At 39.7% G+C, this 18,472-nt stretch carries 17 protein-coding genes; all 17 read left to right on the top strand.

Features of this window, described 5'->3' with window-relative positions:
* Positions 1-187: 187 nt before the first annotated feature.
* The 17 genes from J2S11_RS02675 (at position 188) to fliI (ending at position 18,470) form a co-directional block, all read left to right on the top strand.
* Complete coding sequence (locus tag J2S11_RS02675; protein ID WP_307390570.1) at positions 188-1,291, top strand: hypothetical protein; 1,104 nt, start codon at positions 188-190, stop codon at positions 1,289-1,291.
* Positions 1,292-1,404: 113 nt separating this feature from the next.
* Entirely contained in the window at positions 1,405-2,559 is a 1,155-nt protein-coding gene (sucC, locus tag J2S11_RS02680) for an ADP-forming succinate--CoA ligase subunit beta (protein WP_307390571.1), read from the top strand.
* Between the two features lie 19 nt (positions 2,560-2,578).
* Positions 2,579-3,496: a succinate--CoA ligase subunit alpha gene (gene sucD, locus J2S11_RS02685; RefSeq protein WP_307390573.1), complete on the top strand. Its 918-nt coding sequence runs from the start codon at positions 2,579-2,581 to the stop codon at positions 3,494-3,496.
* Positions 3,497-3,563: 67 nt separating this feature from the next.
* Entirely contained in the window at positions 3,564-4,664 is a 1,101-nt protein-coding gene (gene dprA, locus J2S11_RS02690; protein WP_307390577.1) for a DNA-processing protein DprA, read from the top strand.
* A 129-nt stretch (positions 4,665-4,793) separates the two neighbouring features.
* Positions 4,794-6,866 (top strand): type I DNA topoisomerase, encoded by a 2,073-nt coding sequence (gene topA / locus J2S11_RS02695; protein WP_307390580.1) that lies wholly within the window; start codon positions 4,794-4,796, stop codon positions 6,864-6,866.
* 24 nt (positions 6,867-6,890) lie between these two features.
* Positions 6,891-8,204: an FADH(2)-oxidizing methylenetetrahydrofolate--tRNA-(uracil(54)-C(5))-methyltransferase TrmFO gene (gene trmFO, locus J2S11_RS02700; protein WP_307390583.1), complete on the top strand. Its 1,314-nt coding sequence runs from the start codon at positions 6,891-6,893 to the stop codon at positions 8,202-8,204.
* 57 nt (positions 8,205-8,261) lie between these two features.
* Complete coding sequence (gene xerC, locus J2S11_RS02705) at positions 8,262-9,161, top strand: tyrosine recombinase XerC (protein WP_307390586.1); 900 nt, start codon at positions 8,262-8,264, stop codon at positions 9,159-9,161.
* A gap of 147 nt (positions 9,162-9,308) precedes the next feature.
* A complete protein-coding gene (hslV, locus tag J2S11_RS02710) occupies positions 9,309-9,854 on the top strand; it encodes an ATP-dependent protease subunit HslV (protein WP_307390589.1) in 546 nt (181 codons plus the stop codon).
* 27 nt (positions 9,855-9,881) lie between these two features.
* A complete protein-coding gene (gene hslU / locus J2S11_RS02715) occupies positions 9,882-11,282 on the top strand; it encodes an ATP-dependent protease ATPase subunit HslU (protein ID WP_307390591.1) in 1,401 nt (466 codons plus the stop codon).
* Positions 11,283-11,354: 72 nt separating this feature from the next.
* On the top strand, positions 11,355-12,131 hold the full coding sequence (gene codY, locus J2S11_RS02720) for a GTP-sensing pleiotropic transcriptional regulator CodY (RefSeq protein ID WP_307390592.1): 777 nt from the start codon (positions 11,355-11,357) through the stop codon (positions 12,129-12,131).
* Between the two features lie 403 nt (positions 12,132-12,534).
* A complete protein-coding gene (gene flgB, locus J2S11_RS02725) occupies positions 12,535-12,942 on the top strand; it encodes a flagellar basal body rod protein FlgB (RefSeq protein WP_307390594.1) in 408 nt (135 codons plus the stop codon).
* 4 nt (positions 12,943-12,946) lie between these two features.
* Positions 12,947-13,405, top strand: coding sequence for a flagellar basal body rod protein FlgC (gene flgC, locus J2S11_RS02730; protein WP_307390597.1), 459 nt, complete (start codon positions 12,947-12,949; stop codon positions 13,403-13,405).
* 15 nt (positions 13,406-13,420) lie between these two features.
* Positions 13,421-13,720, top strand: a complete 300-nt coding sequence (fliE, locus tag J2S11_RS02735) for a flagellar hook-basal body complex protein FliE (RefSeq protein ID WP_307390599.1) — start codon at positions 13,421-13,423, stop codon at positions 13,718-13,720.
* Positions 13,721-13,746: 26 nt separating this feature from the next.
* Positions 13,747-15,321: a flagellar basal-body MS-ring/collar protein FliF gene (gene fliF / locus J2S11_RS02740; RefSeq protein ID WP_307390601.1), complete on the top strand. Its 1,575-nt coding sequence runs from the start codon at positions 13,747-13,749 to the stop codon at positions 15,319-15,321.
* Between the two features lie 11 nt (positions 15,322-15,332).
* Positions 15,333-16,346: a flagellar motor switch protein FliG gene (gene fliG / locus J2S11_RS02745; RefSeq protein WP_307390604.1), complete on the top strand. Its 1,014-nt coding sequence runs from the start codon at positions 15,333-15,335 to the stop codon at positions 16,344-16,346.
* Positions 16,339-17,154 (top strand): FliH/SctL family protein, encoded by an 816-nt coding sequence (locus J2S11_RS02750; RefSeq protein WP_307390606.1) that lies wholly within the window; start codon positions 16,339-16,341, stop codon positions 17,152-17,154. Before fliG ends, J2S11_RS02750 begins: the two co-directional genes overlap by 8 nt.
* Positions 17,151-18,470, top strand: coding sequence for a flagellar protein export ATPase FliI (fliI, locus tag J2S11_RS02755; RefSeq protein WP_307390609.1), 1,320 nt, complete (start codon positions 17,151-17,153; stop codon positions 18,468-18,470). The genes J2S11_RS02750 and fliI overlap by 4 nt, the downstream gene beginning before the upstream one ends.
* Positions 18,471-18,472 lie beyond the last annotated feature (2 nt).

An 18,472-nucleotide genomic window follows, 5' to 3' on the forward strand; every position in this document is an offset into this window, starting at 1 on the left:
GATTTATGGCTAGGAATAGAAAGACTGAAAGGGTGTAGCTTAAGGTAAAAATACAAAATAATTAAACAAAGAAATTGTACATATGTGAACATTGAGCAAAAACACGTAAAAAGACAGACACTTATATAGAGATAGAGAGAGATAAAGATATATTTTAAACAGGGGGCATTCGAAAGGAGTAAAATGTGTGCGAAATTCTTCCAATCGGATCCTTTTAACATGCTTGTATATAGGAGCACTTTCATTACTGTCAGCCTGTAGCCAAGTAGCTTATGAGCCTAAAGACCCCGCTTTGCCTATTGATCAGCCTATTTCAACCACAGAAGAACAGAGTGATGAGGCAGGGGCACTCAGTAGCCTATCCATCTCGAAGGTATCCATCATTTCTCAGGATGGTGTAGAGGTTCCACTAGACTCAACAGAGTTTGAGGCAAAGTGGGAAAGTGTATATAGTAGCTTTGTTCCTTCTGAGCAGGTAGCACAGAGAATGCATTATACGGTCATTAGCTGGAATGATGAAGGACAGCCAGCCGTTATGCAGCTTTATCCAGATTCGCTTAAAGTTGGACAGGATTTCTTTAGTGGGCAGGGTTATGAAAGCTTTCTTCAATGGGTTAGAGAATCCCTTGGTTCCCATTATTTCGGTGAGCTTGATTTAGAAAGAATGACCCTTCAAGCGTTAGATATTGGCATGAAGGCTCAGGTTCCTGAGGCGAAAGCAGATTCACTGTTTTCTTTATTGCAGCAAGCAGTTCTTCAGAAAGGGGACATTAGAATTAAGTCTCCTTTATACCCGTATTACAAGGTGGATGTAGAGTATGGAGGTAAAAAATATCTAAGCTTTGATATTATTACTCCTACCCTCATATCTTTACAGGACGGACAGGACCGATGGTACTATCAACTAAATCAATCTTTGCTTTCTGAGCTAGCTGAGGTTATACCACTGCAGGACTATTCCGTTTATCATGTGAAGCATTTATTTCAGGCTAGCGGGCTTGAAGTTGATGATGGAGAGGCAAAGATTCTCTTAGATGAGGTTACTGACGACCAGCTAAGGATTAGATCACATATTCATGAAATCACAAGGTATTTAGCAACAGCACAGCCGGTTGATTTATTGGAGCATTGGGGTTCAAATGACCAACAGCTTCTAGCCACGTTTACTTACCCAAACGAGCAGAATCAACAGGTGTATATTTATGACCATTATTTTATCTATGAAGATCAGTTTTACGACTTAATGAATGTACAGGAAAGATTTAAAGAACTAGTTGCTAGCTTCCAGTAAAACAAGCATTTAGCATGGCGAAATAAAGTTCGACAAACGTTCAAAGATATTGTAAGCTGATAAAGGAAGAAAAACACTACACAGTCAAATGTCATTGGATAGGAGGACGAAAGATGAATATCCATGAGTACCAAGGGAAAGAAGTACTAAGACAGTACGGAGTTAGCGTTCCAGTTGGAAAGGTTGCTTTCTCTGTAGATGAAGCGGTAGAAGCCGCTAAAGAATTAGGTACACAGGTAACCGTTGTAAAAGCTCAAATCCATGCTGGAGGAAGAGGAAAAGCTGGTGGAGTTAAAGTAGCCAAAAGCCTAGATGAGGTTCGTACTTACGCATCTGAAATTCTAGGGAAGGTGTTAGTAACTCACCAAACAGGTCCAGAGGGGAAAGAAGTAAAGCGTTTACTTATTGAGCAAGGCTGCGATATTAAAAAAGAATATTACGTTGGTGTTGTAGTAGACCGTGGTCGCGTTGTGATGATGGCATCTGAAGAAGGTGGAATGGATATTGAAGAGGTAGCGGCTAACACTCCTGAAAAGATTTTCAGTGAAGTGATTGATCCAGCTATCGGTTTAATGCCTTTCCAAGCGCGTAAGTTAGCTTATGCTATCAACATTCCTAAAGAACTAGTGAATAAGACAGTAAAGTTTATGACAGCTCTATATCAAGCATTTGTGGACAAAGATTGCTCTATGGCTGAAATTAATCCTCTAGTTGTGACTGGAGATGGAAACGTTATGGCTTTAGATGCTAAGCTTAACTTTGACTCAAACGCTTTGTTTAGACATGCAGATATTGTTGAATTGCGTGATCTAGAAGAAGAGGATGAAAAGGAAATTCAAGCGTCTAAATATGACTTAAGCTATATTGCTCTTGAAGGTAACATTGGCTGCTTAGTTAATGGAGCTGGACTAGCTATGGCAACGATGGATATTGTTAAGCATTACGGTGGAGAACCCGCTAACTTCCTTGACGTTGGGGGCGGAGCTACTACTGAAAAGGTTACAGAAGCCTTTAAAATTATTTTATCTGATGAGAGCGTTAAAGGCATCTTCGTCAATATCTTCGGCGGTATCATGAAGTGTGATATCATCGCTAACGGTGTTGTTGAAGCGGCTAAGCAGGTAGGATTAGAGCGTCCACTTGTTGTTCGTTTAGAAGGAACGAATGTAGAACTTGGTAAGAAGATTCTAAACGAATCTGGATTAAACATTGTAGCGGCTGGCTCTATGGCTGACGGCGCTGAGAAAATTGTCTCATTAGTAAAATAAGAAAGGCGGTATAACGAGCATGAGTGTCTTAATTAACAAAGATACAAAAGTAATTGGTCAAGGTATAACGGGTTCTACGGGACTTTTTCATACAAAGCAAGCCATTGAATATGGCACTAAAATGGTTGGTGCTGTAACACCTGGTAAAGGTGGAACAAAGATCGAAGAGATCGATCTTCCTGTCTTTAATACAGTAAAAGAAGCTAAAGAAGCTACTGGAGCAACAGCTAGTGTAGTTTATGTACCTCCTGCTTTTGCCGCTGATGCTATTTTAGAAGCTGCTGATGCTGAGTTAGATTTAGTTATTTGTATTACTGAGGGTATCCCTGTATTAGATATGGTTAAGGTAAAGCGCTATTTAGAAGGTAAAAAGACACGCCTTATCGGACCAAACTGTCCAGGTGTTATCACTCCGGATGAGTGTAAAATCGGGATTATGCCAGGATATATTCATAAAAAAGGTCACGTTGGAGTTGTTTCTAGAAGTGGAACTCTAACTTATGAAGCAGTGCACCAATTATCTACTCGTGGTATTGGACAGTCCTCTGCTGTTGGTATTGGTGGAGACCCTGTTAATGGGACAAACTTTATTGACGTGCTAAACATGTTCAATGAAGATCCAGATACGTATGCTGTGATTATGATTGGTGAAATCGGTGGTACAGCAGAAGAGGAAGCAGCAGCTTGGATTAAAGCAAATATGACTAAGCCTGTTGTCGGATTTATTGGTGGTCAAACAGCTCCTCCAGGGAAGCGTATGGGGCATGCTGGTGCTATCATTTCAGGTGGTAAAGGAACAGCTAGTGAAAAAATCGCAACTCTTGAGTCCTGCGGTGTTAAGGTAGCAAGAACTCCATCTGTTATGGGTGAAACTTTAGTAGGTGTACTAGAGGAAAAAGGTCTTCTAGAAAAGTGTGTGACACATAAAAGTGAATAAACAACGTTAACTTTCAAGAGCTACACCAACGCAGGTGTAGCTCTTTTTATTAAAAAGGAGTGAAGAAGTGGATAAGCTATTTCTAGGTTTAAGCTGTACGCCTGGTGTAGGCTGGAGCACTATTCATAAGCTGTTGAGTCATGGAATGGATCAAGAATCCATGGGCTGGAGTCAGGAGCAATGGAAGCAGCATTATCCTTTTTTAAAGGATGAGCAGTGTAACCAGTTAAGCAAACATGTACATATAGATTTTTTAGAAAAGCTATTGCTTGAATTAAAAGCTAAAGATATTTATCTCATTCCCATTACAGATCCTCGTTACCCTCCTATGCTAAAGGAAATTTTTGATCCGCCATGGCTACTTTTCGCTAAGGGATCAATCTCTCTATTATCCCAACCGTGTCTTTCCTTTGTAGGTTCGAGAAAAACAACAAAATATGGAATTGCTGCAACAGTCAAATTGGTTACCTCATTAGTTCAACAGGATTGGTGTGTTGTAAGTGGAATGGCGTTAGGAATTGATGCGGTTAGTCACCGAGTTGCTTTACAAGAAAAAGGGGCTACCATAGCCGTTCTTGGATCAGGGATTGATATTCCTTATCCTAGTCAGCATAAGCAGTTATATGAGCAAATCACACAGAATGGTTTGATTCTTTCTGAGTATCCTCCTGGGGTTAGAGCACATCCTGGTTTTTTTCCTAAACGAAATCGTATTATTTCGGGTATAAGTTATGGTACAGTGGTGATTGAAGCGAATAAAAGAAGCGGTTCATTAATCACGGCTCAGCTAGCTTTAGAGCAAGGTAGAGAAGTGTTTGCTGTACCTGGGTCAATTTTTGACCAACAATCTATTGGGACAAATCTACTCATTCAGCAGCATGGGGCTAAGCTAGTTTTAGAGCATTCAGATATTACTCAGGAGTTTTCTCATTTAGATCTAAATAATGACATGCAGGGAAATAAAAAAAGACTAAAGATCGAGGAAAAGGTGGATGATATAGAAAAGCGTGTGTTAGCACAGCTCGCCTTTGAGAAAAAGCACGTACAGGAGCTATGTGAAGAGCTTGAGCTTTCTTTTTCAGAGCTATCTAGTCTACTTCTTAGACTAGAAATGAAGAAGCTTGTTCAAGCGTTACCAGGCTCATATTATCAGAGCATTGGTTCATAATTATATAGAAAGAAAAATGTCCAATTATCGATCTTTTAACGATCTAGTTCATGATCTGTTTGACAAATGGAAGATTATTGTTCCATAATGAAGAAGATTTTATTTCACATGAGAGGGGGAGAACATCTCATGGCAGAATCCTTGGTTATAGTGGAATCTCCCGCTAAGGCTAAAACAATAGGCAAATACTTAGGGAAAAAGTTCGTGGTCAAAGCGTCCATGGGACATGTCAGAGATTTACCTAAAAGTCAGATGGGAGTCGATCCAAAGGATAATTTTGCTCCCAAATATATTACGATTCGTGGTAAAGGAAACGTATTAAAAGATTTAAAAGATGCCGCAAAGAAAGTAAAAAACATCTATCTGGCAGCTGACCCTGATCGTGAAGGTGAAGCGATCGCTTGGCATTTAGCGAATAGCTTAAATATAGATCCTAATTCGAAATGTCGTGTTGTATTCAATGAAATTACAAAGGATGCCATTAAAGAGGCGTTTAAGCATCCTCGTCCAATAGATATGGATCTTGTTGATGCTCAGCAGGCTAGGAGAATTTTAGATCGTTTAGTAGGCTACAATATTAGCCCTATTTTATGGAAAAAGGTGAAAAAGGGCTTAAGTGCAGGACGTGTACAATCTGTCGCTGTTAAAATGATCATTGATCGTGAAAATGAAATTAAACAGTTTGTACCTGAGGAATATTGGAGTATTACCGCGAACCTTATTAAGGATAAGGTAGGGTTTGAGGCTAAATATTACGGAGAAAAAGGGAAGAAGAAAGACTTACCTAATGAAGAAAGCGTTAAGGAAGTTTTAGCTAAAATCAAAAATAAACCGTTTGTGATTCAATCCGTTCAAAAAAAGGAAAGAAAAAGAAACCCGTCTCTTCCTTTTATCACAAGCTCATTGCAACAAGAGGCGGCTAGAAAGCTAAACTTCCGAGCAGCCAAAACGATGATGATTGCTCAGCAACTTTATGAAGGGGTTGACCTTGGCAAACAGGGTACAGTCGGTTTGATTACATATATGAGAACGGACTCTACCAGAATTTCAGATACAGCGAAAAAAGAAGCGAAGGATTATATTGTTGGGAAGTTCGGTGAATCCTTTGCTACAAAGGGTCAAGCTCAAGCAAAGAGCAACTCGAAAGCACAGGATGCGCATGAAGGGATACGTCCTACATCGGCTGTCCTTACTCCAGATGAGTTAAAGACTTATCTATCTAGGGATCAATTGAGATTGTATCGCTTAATATGGGAACGTTTTATAGCTAGCCAAATGGCTCCAGCTATTTTGGATACGATGACTGTTGATTTTGATGTGAATGGAGCAACATTCCGTTCCACTGGATCTAAGGTGAAGTTTCCTGGATTTATGAAGGTATATATTGAAGGAAATGATGATGGCAAGAAGGAAGAGGATAAAATTCTTCCTAATATGGATGAAGGTGAAACCGTTAAGGCGAAAGAGATCGATCCTAAGCAGCACTTTACTCAGCCACCACCAAGGTACACAGAAGCAAGACTTGTCCGTACTTTAGAGGAATTGGGTATCGGTCGTCCTTCAACATATGCGCCTACACTAGAAACGATTCAGAAGCGTGGTTACGTAGCATTAGACGAGAAGAGATTCGTTCCTACTGAGCTAGGGGAGATCGTGATCGAGCTCATGGTAGAATTTTTTCCTGAAATTCTTGATGTTACGTTTACAGTTGATATGGAAAGTAATCTAGACCATATTGAAGAAGGAAATGAGAACTGGGTTCGAGTTCTCGATCAATTCTACCAGGATTTCGAGAAGCGAGTTACGTATGCAGCGGAAGAAATGAAAGAGGTTGAACTAGAGGATGAGGTTTCGGACGAGGTTTGTGAGAAGTGTGGCAAACCACTGGTTTATAAGCTAGGTCGATTTGGTAAATTCTTAGCTTGCTCTGGATTTCCCGACTGTCGGAATACAAAACCAATTATGAAGGAAATCGGAGTCGAATGTCCTAAATGTAAGAAGGGACAAATCGTAGAGCGAAAGTCAAAGAAAAGAAGACTTTTCTACGGCTGTAACCAATATCCAGAATGTGATTTTGTATCATGGGATAAACCAATCACAAGAACGTGTCCAAAATGCTCTCAAATGCTTGTAGAGAAGAAGTCCAAGAAGGATACAAAGATTCAATGTGTTGCTTGTGATTATGAAGAAAATAAAGCGTAATGCCATAGAAGGGATTGTAGCAGCATGGGTCAGCAGGTTGTACATGTAATTGGAGCAGGATTAGCAGGAAGTGAGGCAGCTTGGCAAATAGCTAAGCAAGGTGTTCAGGTGCATTTATACGAGATGCGTCCTGTTAGACAGACACCAGCCCATCATACTGAACAATTTGCGGAGTTGGTTTGCAGTAATTCACTTAGAGCGAATCAACTCACTAATGCTGTTGGAGTTTTGAAGGAAGAAATGCGAAAGCTCGATTCTGTCATTATTCGAGCAGCAGATGAGTGTGCCGTTCCAGCAGGTGGAGCCCTCGCAGTAGACAGACATGAATTTGCGGCAAAGGTAACAGAATATGTTCAAGGACATCCGAATATTACAGTGTTTCGAGAAGAGGTAACAGAAACTCCTTCCGGTGTTACTATTATGGCGACAGGACCATTAACTTCTGCTGCCCTATCCGAACAGCTTAAGCAGTTAACTAGTGAAGAATATTTGTATTTTTACGATGCTGCGGCTCCAATTATAGAGAAAGACTCTATCGATATGGAGAAGGTATTTCTAGCTTCAAGATATGATAAGGGTGAAGCGGCCTATCTAAACTGTCCAATGAATGAGGAAGAATTTAATCGGTTCTATGAAGCATTAATGGAAGCAGAGACCGTTCCCTTAAAAGAGTTTGAGAAAGAAATCTTTTTTGAGGGCTGTATGCCTATAGAAGTCATGATAAAGCGCGGGAAGCAAACGGTGTTATTTGGTCCAATGAAGCCAGTTGGATTAATAGACCCTAGAACCGGAAAACAGCCTTTTGCCGTTGTCCAACTGAGGCAGGATAATGCTGCTGGAACCTTATATAACATAGTAGGGTTTCAGACTCATTTGAAATGGGGAGATCAAAAGAAAGTTCTTCAACTCATTCCTGGTTTAGAGCAAGCGGAAATCGTACGTTATGGGGTCATGCACAGAAATACATTTATAAATTCACCTAGACTATTAAACCCAACCTATCAATATAAGGATAACCCTTCTTTATTTTTCGCCGGGCAAATGACCGGAGTTGAAGGATACGTGGAATCTGCAGCCTCTGGACTTATAGCTGGAACGAATGCAGGGCGGTTAGCTCAAGAACTAGAGCCACTTGTTTTTCCTAAGGAAACAGCAATTGGTAGTATGAGTCATTACATTACCTCAGCTAGTCCTACAAACTTTCAGCCAATGAATGCTAATTTTGGCTTATTACCACCACTTGAGAAGAAAATTAAAAACAAACAAGAACGAAATACGGCATTAGCTGAACGAGCACTGACAACAATTCAGAATTTTTCACAAAATATACACACTTAGGATTGCATATGTTTTGTACAGTATGGTACTATTAAGTTGCTATTGAGGGTGATCTTGATGAAAACTGCCAACGAAGATATGCTTCGATCCTTTATAGAATATCTTCAAGTAGAAAAAAATGCTTCCTCACATACGATAAGCAACTATGAACGAGATATTCATGATTTTGTAGAATTTATGAAGCAGCAGATCATCACTGATTTTGCTGCTGTTTCTTATTTCCAAATTAGAGGCTATTTATCAATTTTATACAAGAAAGAGTACAATCGGAGAACCATTGCCCGAAAGTGCTCCAGTTTAAGGAGCTTTTATCGTTTTTTAATGCGTGAGGGAAACCTATCTTTTAATCCGTTTCAACTTGTAACAACGCCTAAACTGGATAAAAGATTACCTCAGTATTTTTACCCTCAGGATTTGGAGCCATTATTTCAAGTATCTGATACATCACAGCCATTAGGTCAACGGAATCAGGCAATGCTCGAAGTCTTATATGCTTCTGGCGTCCGTGTTAGTGAATTAGTTGGTTTAGATGTTCAAGATATTGATTTAGATGTTGGTATGGCATTAGTTTTTGGTAAAGGAGCTAAGGAGCGCTACGTTCCTTTAGGACAATTTGCACTTGATGTCCTAGATTTGTACATCCAAGACGGACGAAAAACACTAAATACTAAAAATGAACAGGCACTATTCCTGAACTATCGCGGTAGTAGAATCACAGATCGTAGTGTTCGAAGGTTATTAACTCAAATGATTGACCAAACTTCTATTAATCAGAATATTACCCCTCATAAATTAAGACATACTTTTGCTACACATTTATTAGAGGGGGGTGCAGATTTACGTTCTGTTCAGGAGCTATTAGGTCATGTTAATATATCAACGACTCAAATTTATACTCACATTAGTAATGAACGACTTAGAGAGGTTTATCGAAGAGCTCACCCTCGCTCAAAATGAAACCTTATAGGACTAAGAAAAACGAATGGATGCATAGATTTATCATGGACTGAAACTGTGATGAGGAAAATGCGTAGAACAAGAGAGGCATCAATAGCGGAAGTGAGCTATTTGGTGTAGGAATGTAGAATTTAGGAGGCGAAAGCGATGGAACACAAATTTCACGCTACAACGATTTTTGCTGTTCATCATAATGGTGAAGCTGCAATGACTGGTGATGGTCAGGTTACTTTTGGGAATGCCATGGTAATGAAGCACTCAGCGAAAAAAGTACGCAGACTTTATAAAAATCAAGTGGTCGCTGGATTTGCTGGTTCTGTAGCAGACGCTTTGACTATTTTTGAAATGTTCGAGGGAAAGCTAGAGGAATATCATGGTAGCTTAAAGCGTGCCGCTGTTGAATTAGCAAAGCTATGGAGAAGTGATAAAGTATTAAGACGTCTTGAAGCGATGATGATCGTGATGGATAAGGAGGATTTATTGCTTATATCTGGTACTGGTGAAGTCATCGAGCCAGATGATGGAATTCTTGCCATTGGTTCTGGTGGTAGCTATGCCTTATCTGCCGGGAGAGCTTTGAAACGCTATGCTCCTCACCTTTCTGCTCAAGAAATCTCAGAAGCTGCTTTAACGATGGCAGGAGAGATTTGTGTCTATACGAATGATCAACTGATTACAGAGGTATTAAAATAATACTCTGACAAGGGAGGGTGTTTTGTTTTGACTAAGCAGGCGTATACTCCAAAACAAATCGTCGAGGAGCTCGACAAATATATCGTAGGTCAGAAGCAAGCCAAAAAATCTGTTGCCATTGCGCTGCGTAACCGATATCGCAGAAGCTTACTTGCTTCTCATTTGCAGGACGAAATTGTTCCTAAGAACATCTTGATGATTGGGCCTACAGGTGTAGGGAAAACAGAAATTGCTCGACGTCTCGCAAAGCTTGTGGGGGCACCTTTTGTCAAAGTAGAAGCAACGAAGTTCACTGAGGTTGGTTACGTTGGTCGCGATGTTGAATCTATGGTCAGAGATTTAGTAGAGACGTCTATACGTATCGTCAAAGAAGAAAGGCTTGTCGATGTTCAAGAACAAGCTGAAATAAATGCGAATGAAAGATTAGTGGATCTCCTTGTTCCTACAAAAAAACAAAAACAATCCTTTAAGAACCCATTAGAAATGCTTTTTGGTGGTCAAGAGGAAGATAAGCCTGATGATAATCAAACAAAGCAAGAAGAGGATCTTATTTTGCGAAAGCGTCAGATGAAGCATAAGCTCGATCTTGGGGAGCTTGAAGATCATCTAGTGGTTATTGAGGTTGAAGATCAGGGTCCAAACATGTTTGAGATTTTCTCAGGTCAAGGCGTTGAACAGATGGGGATTAACATGCAGGATTTGTTCGGTAATATGATGCCTAAAAAGAAGAAAAAGAAAAAGCTCCCTGTCTCTGATGCACGAAAAATATTGACACAAATTGAAGCGAATAAGTTAATTGATATGGATGAAGTGCAACAAGAGTCCATTCGCCGAGCTGAACAAAGCGGAATTATTTTTATCGATGAGATTGATAAAATCGCTGGTAAGCAAGGAAATCAATCAGCAGATGTTTCTCGTGAAGGTGTGCAAAGAGATATACTTCCAATCGTTGAGGGTTCAACTATTGTAACGAAATATGGACCGATTAAAACGGATTATATTCTTTTTATTGCAGCTGGCGCCTTCCATATGGCTAAACCATCTGATCTTATTCCCGAACTCCAAGGTAGGTTTCCAATTCGCGTTGAGCTAACAGACCTTCTGGTTGAGGATTTTATTCGAATCCTTACCGAGCCTAGAAATGCATTAACAAAACAATATACAGCCTTATTAGAGACAGAAGGTATAAAAATAGAATTTTCTGACGAAGCTATAGCAGAGATAGCCAATATTGCCACTCAAGTGAACAGAGATACAGATAATATTGGGGCTAGACGATTGCATACAATACTGGAAAAGCTACTCGAGGACTTATCCTTCGAGGCACCAGACATCACCTTAGAAAAAATCGTGATCACACCGGCCTATGTAAATGAGAAGCTTGGTGGAATTATTAAGAATAAAGATCTATCTCAGTATATCCTTTAATTTTGTTTAATAGATTCCGATATATTTGATATTGATAACAAATGAAAATATGACTAAATAGGAGGCACAGCAATGGAATTATTATCAAGAACTAGACGAATTAACAGCATGCTGCAAGCAGCATCTGGCCCTGTAAACTTTAAAGAAATGGCAGAGGTTCTCAGTGAAGTAATAAGTGCAAACATCTTTGTAGTAAGTCGTAAAGGAAAACTATTAGGAATCTCTATTGCTCAAGAAATCTCAAATGAAAGAATGACACATTATTTAGAAGACAAGCAATTCCCTGAGGATTATACACAAGGTATTTTGAAGATTACGGAAACTTCTGCAAACTTAGATATTGATAGTCCATACACGTCATTCCCAGTTGAAATGAAGTCTTTCTATTCTGAAGCTCTCACAACTGTTGTTCCTATTCTTGGTGGTGGAGAAAGAATTGGGACACTTGTACTTGGAAGAGTGAAAGATAAATTTGAAGATGATGACCTCATTTTAGCGGAATATGGAGCTACAGTTGTTGGGATGGAGATCCTCCGTGAAAGAGCGGAAGAAATTGAACAGGAAGCAAGAAGTAAAGCCGTTGTTCAAATGGCGATTAGCTCCCTTTCCTATAGTGAATTAGAAGCGGTTGAACATATCTTCGAGGAGCTTGATGGAAAAGAAGGTCTTCTTGTAGCAAGTAAGATTGCTGATCGTGTAGGAATTACTCGTTCTGTTATTGTTAACGCTTTGCGTAAGCTTGAAAGTGCAGGTGTGATTGAATCAAGATCACTTGGTATGAAAGGAACGTACATCAAAGTGTTAAATGAAAAGTTAATCGGAGAATTAGAAAAATTAAAGCAATCTTAATAGCCCCAGCCAGCTATATCATGAAATAAAAACAAACAAAGCTAGTAGGAAGTGTTTGATACACCTTCTACTAGCTTTTTGTTTTGATCATTTTTTAGTATGAAAATGTTTATAGACAAAAAGGAAAAAACATGCAACACTTTGTAAGAGTTTGTCAAAAGAAGGATGTAAATATATGTAGTTATCTGTTGGATTTCAAGAGGGCATCTTCCTTATTTTTTAAAAAGTAATTCTAATCATTATGCACAATTAGACCTATTCGGTTAAAATGCTCTGTTTCTGTCTAGGACTTTTAGCCTGTTTTCTTATTTTTCGAAAAAAATAAGAGGATTTTAGCGTATTTTGTAGAATTTTGTTTACTAGAGTTTTAGGAACTTTTCAGGTAAAGGAGGTAGGTTGACTAGTGAATCTTTTTCCAAGCAATTTTCAAAGATTAGAAGGTGCTATGAATGCTGCAACATTAACACAGAAAACCATTTCGTCTAATATTGCAAACGTTGATACGCCAAATTATAAAGCTAAAGAAGTGGCTTTTCAATCCGAGCTAAAAAAAGCTATGGACAGTCAAGCACATTTACGAGCACATAAGACAAATGAACAACACATCTCATTTAGCACTGAGGCTCAACAAACCATACAACCAAAAATAAGAGTTCAAACAAATACACTGTTTAATCACAATGGGAATAACGTTGATTTAGACTATGAAATGGCTCAGCTAGCCAAAAACCAACTGTATTACGACGCAGTTAAGGAAAGACTAAATGGGCATTTAAACAGTTTGAGAACAGTAATTACTGAAGGGAGGTAAGTAGATGAGCTTATTTAGCGCATTAAATAACAGTGCTTCTGCTTTAACAGCTAATCGTTTTCGAATGGATGTTATATCTAGTAATGTAGCCAATGCTCAGACGACTAGAGCAAGGTTTGTGAACGGTGAATGGCAGCCTTATCAAAGGAAAATGGTACATATTGCACCGTCCGGAACAAAAAGATTTGACTCCTTGCTTCAAAAGGCGATGGGCAAACAGGATGAAAGCTCACAGGGTGTAAAAGTAACTAGGATTGTTGAGGATCAAGCTCCATTTAAGCTTGTTTATGACCCCGACCATCCTGATGCTAATGAGGAAGGATATGTGAGTCTGCCAAACGTAGATATAGCTAAAGAAATGGTAGATTTAATGTCGGCTACTAGATCATATGATGCAAATGTAACTGTATTGAATGCAACAAAAAGCATGTTTGTAAAAGCATTAGAAATCGGGAAAGGATAGGAGGCTTAGAATAATATGGATAACATTGGATCCATTCAGTCGACAATATTGTCACCTAGACAGTCAGTAAATACAGTTGAAAAAGAAAGCCAAGGCACCTCTTTTTCTTCCGTTCTTACGGATGCTCTTGATCAGGTAAGTACATATCAGCGCGAATCGCAAGCATTAACTAACCAATTAGTTACCGGGCAGGTCGATGATGTTCATCAGGTCATGATCGCCGCACAAAAAGCGAGTCTTTCTTTACAGCTCACCGTCCAGGTAAGAAATAAGATCGTTGAATCTTACCAGGAGATAATGAGAATGCAGGTTTAATTGGTCGAACTAAGGCGGGGTGAACTATGAGAGAGCAGCTACTAAGAATAAAAGATAGAGGTTTAGAAACGTGGAGCCAGCTGGCAAATCGGCAAAAAGTCATTATTATTGGTATTATTGTCCTTCTACTTGTATCCTTAATTCTCTTGATCAGCTGGGCATCTAAACCGGAATATGCAACGTTATACACAAACCTATCTCAATCGGAAACAGGCGAGATTGTTTCAGAGATTGAATCAAGAGGAATTCCAGTTCAGATAGCTCCAGACGGAAGAAGTGTTAGTGTTCCGCGAACAGAAGTAGAAAGATTAAAAGTAGAATTGGCTTATGCTGGAATACCACGTAGTGGAAACATTAACTATAGTGTGTTCAGTGAAAACATGGGATTTGGTACAACGGATCGTCAATTCGATGTTGTTGAACGAGATGCGATGCAAAATGAATTGCGTTATTTAATTGAACAAATCGATGGGATTGATCAAGCTAAAGTGATGATCACTTTACCAAAGGAAAGTGTTTGGCTCATGAATGAGGAACAAGCTGCAACAGCGTCGGTATTGCTGACTACAAGACAGGGATTGGAGCTTAACCAAGTTCAGGTTCAAGGTCTATATCACTTGATAAGTAAAAGTGTTCCTCAGCTACCAGTTGAAAACATTGTTGTAATGGATCAAAATTGGGGCAGCTATGAGCTTGCAGATCCTACTGAGCTAGATACGACCTTATCACAGCATCAGCAACAACGTCAGGTCATTCGAGATATTGAGAGAGATATTCAAAGAGAATTACAGCAAATGCTTGGTATCATTATGGGCCAAAATCGTGTTGTAGTTTCCGTATTTGCTAATGTGAATTTTGATCGAGAAACACGTGAGGAGCATCTTGTAACACCAACTGCGCCAGACACGAATGAAGGAATTGCTGTTAGTATCGAGAGAATACAGGAATCCTTTGAAGGTCAAGGAGGTACAGTCGGAGGTATCCCTGGAACTGGTGATGGAGATATAGCCGGCTACCAAGGGGCAGAAGGCTCTGGAGATAGTGAGTATGAAAGAATAGAAGAGCGAATTAATCGCGATGTAAATAGGATATTTCGTAATATTGTTGCTAGCCCATATACAATTGAAGACTTGACCATCAATGTCGGCTTTGAGCCTGTTGATCCAGAAACTGATTCTGAGGAGACTGTGGAGGGTATCAGAGGGATTTTGAGATCTGTTGTAAGTACATATATGAGTACAAGCAGCGTAGAGTTTACTCAAGATGAACTAGATCAGAAAATTAATGTCTTCACAAGTACATTCAGCGGCACTCCAGAATTTGAAACACCAACGGCTGAAGCAAACAACATTTGGCTGTACATTCTAGGTGGAGTAGCAGCATTAGCCATCGGAGCTCTTGCTTACGTGTTAATTAGAAATCGTCGTAAGAATGAGGAAGCTGAAGCTGAAGAAGAGATTCCAGCAGCTCCTTTCTTAGAGGAATTTGATTTTGATCAAGAAAATGAAGAAACAGCAAGAAGAAAACGCATTGAAAGATTAGCGAAGAACAAGCCAGAGGAGTTTGTTAAGCTGTTAAGAACATGGTTAGCAGATGACTAGGAGTGAGAGACATGGCTAAAGCATTAAAGGAAATTACCGGGAAGCAAAAAGCAGCTTTGCTTATGGTTTCCCTTGGACCAGAGGTATCAGCGCAAATCTTTAAGCATTTAAATGAGGATGAAATTGAACAACTAACGTTAGAAATTGCAAATGTTCGTAGGGTGGATCAAGCACAGAAAGAATCTATACTGGATGAGTTTAATGAGATGTGTTTAGCTCAGGATTACATTAGCCAAGGTGGTATAGCTTACGCTAAGGATATTCTGGAGAAGGCTTTAGGACAAGAGAAGGCCCTAGGTATTATCAATCGTTTGACAGCCACACTTCAGGTTAGACCATTCGATTTTGCTAGAAAAGCTGATCCTAATCAGATTTTAAACTTTATTCAAAATGAACACTCTCAAACAATTGCCTTAGTTTTATCTTACTTGGAGGCAAGTCAGTCTGCGCAAATTCTATCTGAGCTAACTCCTGAGAAGCAATCAGATGTGGCCAGAAGAATTGCATTGATGGATAGCACTTCTCCTGAAGTGATTAATCAAGTTGAGCGTATTCTAGAGCAAAAGCTATCGGCTACTGTCACTCATGATTATACTCAAGCCGGGGGAGTAGAAGCAGTTGTTCAAGTGCTTAACGGTGTAGACCGTAGTACGGAAAGAACCATTTTAGATGCTCTTGAGATTGAAGATCCAGAATTAGCTGAAGAAATTAAGAAGAGAATGTTTGTCTTTGAAGATATTGTTACTCTTGATAACCGATCCATTCAAAGAGTTATTAGAGATGTTCAGAATGAGGATCTATTACTTGCCCTGAAGGTCTCAAGCGAAGAAGTAAAAGAATCACTATTTGCCAATATGTCCAAACGTATGGCGGATACGTTTAAAGAAGAAATGGAATATATGGGGCCTGTACGCTTACGTGATGTAGAGGAAGCTCAGACAAGAATTGTAGCAACTATTAGACGCCTAGAAGAGGCTGGAGAGGTTATCATTGCTCGTGGCGGAGGAGATGACATCGTTGTCTAACGTTTATAAGTCTAGAGTTGTATCTAGTATTGGTCAAAAGATGCTTTCTCACCAAAAGATTCATAACAAGCAGCAGGAAGATAAATTAATTGGTTTAAATGTTGAGCAGATAAAAAGTGAGATTGAGATTGTAACAGAGCAAAAAAAGGTGCTAGAGCTTGAGGTTGAAGGGTTGCTAGCTCAGCTTAGAGAGCTTGATGAAAAAATCAACACAGATAAAAGGACAGCGCAAGATGAGATTGAGCAATTGTGGCAGACAACGAAGCAAGAAATAGAGCAGCTTTCAGAAGAGACTTTGAAAAGCGCTCAGGAGCAAGGCTTTGAACAAGGCTATCAAGCTGGATATAAGCAAGTGCAGGAGGAATTGGAGCATAAAAAAGTAGAATTGCGTTCCATCGTTGAGAAGGCCTATGAGCATAAAGATAGAATCATCCAAGACTCTGAGCCTTTTCTGCTAGAGCTTAGTGTAAAAATGGCAAAGAAAATTTTACAGCATGAGCTCGAAACATCTGAAAAGCAGATTATAGAAATGATTCAGCATAGCTTGAAATTAGTCAAAGAACGTGGAGATATTGTTATTGAGGTTAATCCAACTGATTATCCTATTCTATTAACACACTTAGATGAGCTAGAGGAGTATCTGGATGATTCACAGGAGCTAAAGGTTATTCCCGCTGACGTTTCTCAGGTTAGTCAAGGCTGCTTCATTCATACCGAACGAGGTACCTATGATGTTACGATTGACAATCAGCTACAGGAGCTGAAAAACCAATTGCTTGCCTTGTTTGAGGAGAGTGTCTGTGAATGATTAACACGACCGAGAATTACCTCAGATGTGTAGAGGAAAGTCAGACTATTAAAAAGCATGGAAAAGTGTCGCAGGTGATAGGATTAACGATTGAATCTGACGGCCCTGAATCAAACATTGGGGAAATTTGCTATATCTACCCCCAGAACAACGGGAATCCAATTGAAGCTGAGGTAGTTGGCTTTAAAGGAAATAAGGTTCTGCTAATGCCGCTAAATGATATTGCACAGATTGGTCCAGGTAGCTTGGTTGTAGGAACAGGGGAGCCACTGCAAATAAAAGTAGGCTCAGCTATTCTAGGGCGTGTCCTTGATGGGAGAGGAAAGCTATTAGATGGTGGTAGATTTCCTAGAGGATTAAAAAACTACTCAACAAATAATCCGCCTCCTAATCCTATGAATCGCCCACGAATAACAACACCTCTTGAGGTAGGCGTAAAATCAATTGATGGCTTGTTGACATTAGGAAAAGGTCAAAGGGTCGGGATTTTTGCCGGAAGTGGTGTAGGAAAAAGTACTTTACTAGGAATGATCGCTAGAAATACGACGGCTGATATTAATGTGATTGCTCTGATTGGAGAAAGGGGTAGAGAGGTTAAAGATTTTATAGAACGTGACTTAGGCCCGGAAGGACTTGCACGCTCAGTTATTGTAGTCGCTACCTCAGACCAACCAGCTCTTCAACGGATTAAGGGAGCTTTAACGGCAACTGCTATTGCGGAGTATTTCAGAGATCAGGGCAAAAATGTGATGCTAATGATGGATTCGGTCACAAGGTTTGCAATGGCCCAGCGTGAGGTAGGCCTAGCTATCGGTGAACCACCAGCAAGTAAAGGCTATACGCCAAGTGTGTTTGCCCTATTGCCAAAGCTGCTAGAACGAGCTGGTACATCAAATCAAGGGTCTATTACAGCTTTTTATACGGTACTGGTAGATGGGGATGATCTAAACGAGCCAATTTCCGACGCTGTTCGAGGAATTTTGGATGGTCATATCGTTTTGGATCGAAAGCTGGCGCAAAAGGGACAGTTCCCAGCTATTAACCCGCTAAAAAGTGTTAGTCGTCTGATGTCGGAAATTGTGGGAGAAGAACATCTATCATCTGCTGAAGCATTTAAGAGCTTACTTTCCACCTATGAATCATCAGAGGACCTTATTAATATCGGTGCTTATAAAAAGGGAGCTAATCGAGATATTGATAATGCCATCCGTATGTATCCTGAGATTCAGAGCTTTTTACGACAGAAAACACATGAGGCTCCTAGCTTTGAAGAAAGCTACCAGACTCTCTATTCAACATTTGGGAAGGGTGACTAAAA

This window comes from Bacillus horti (assembly GCF_030813115.1).
GTDB lineage: Bacteria > Bacillota > Bacilli > Caldalkalibacillales > JCM-10596 > Bacillus_CH > Bacillus_CH horti.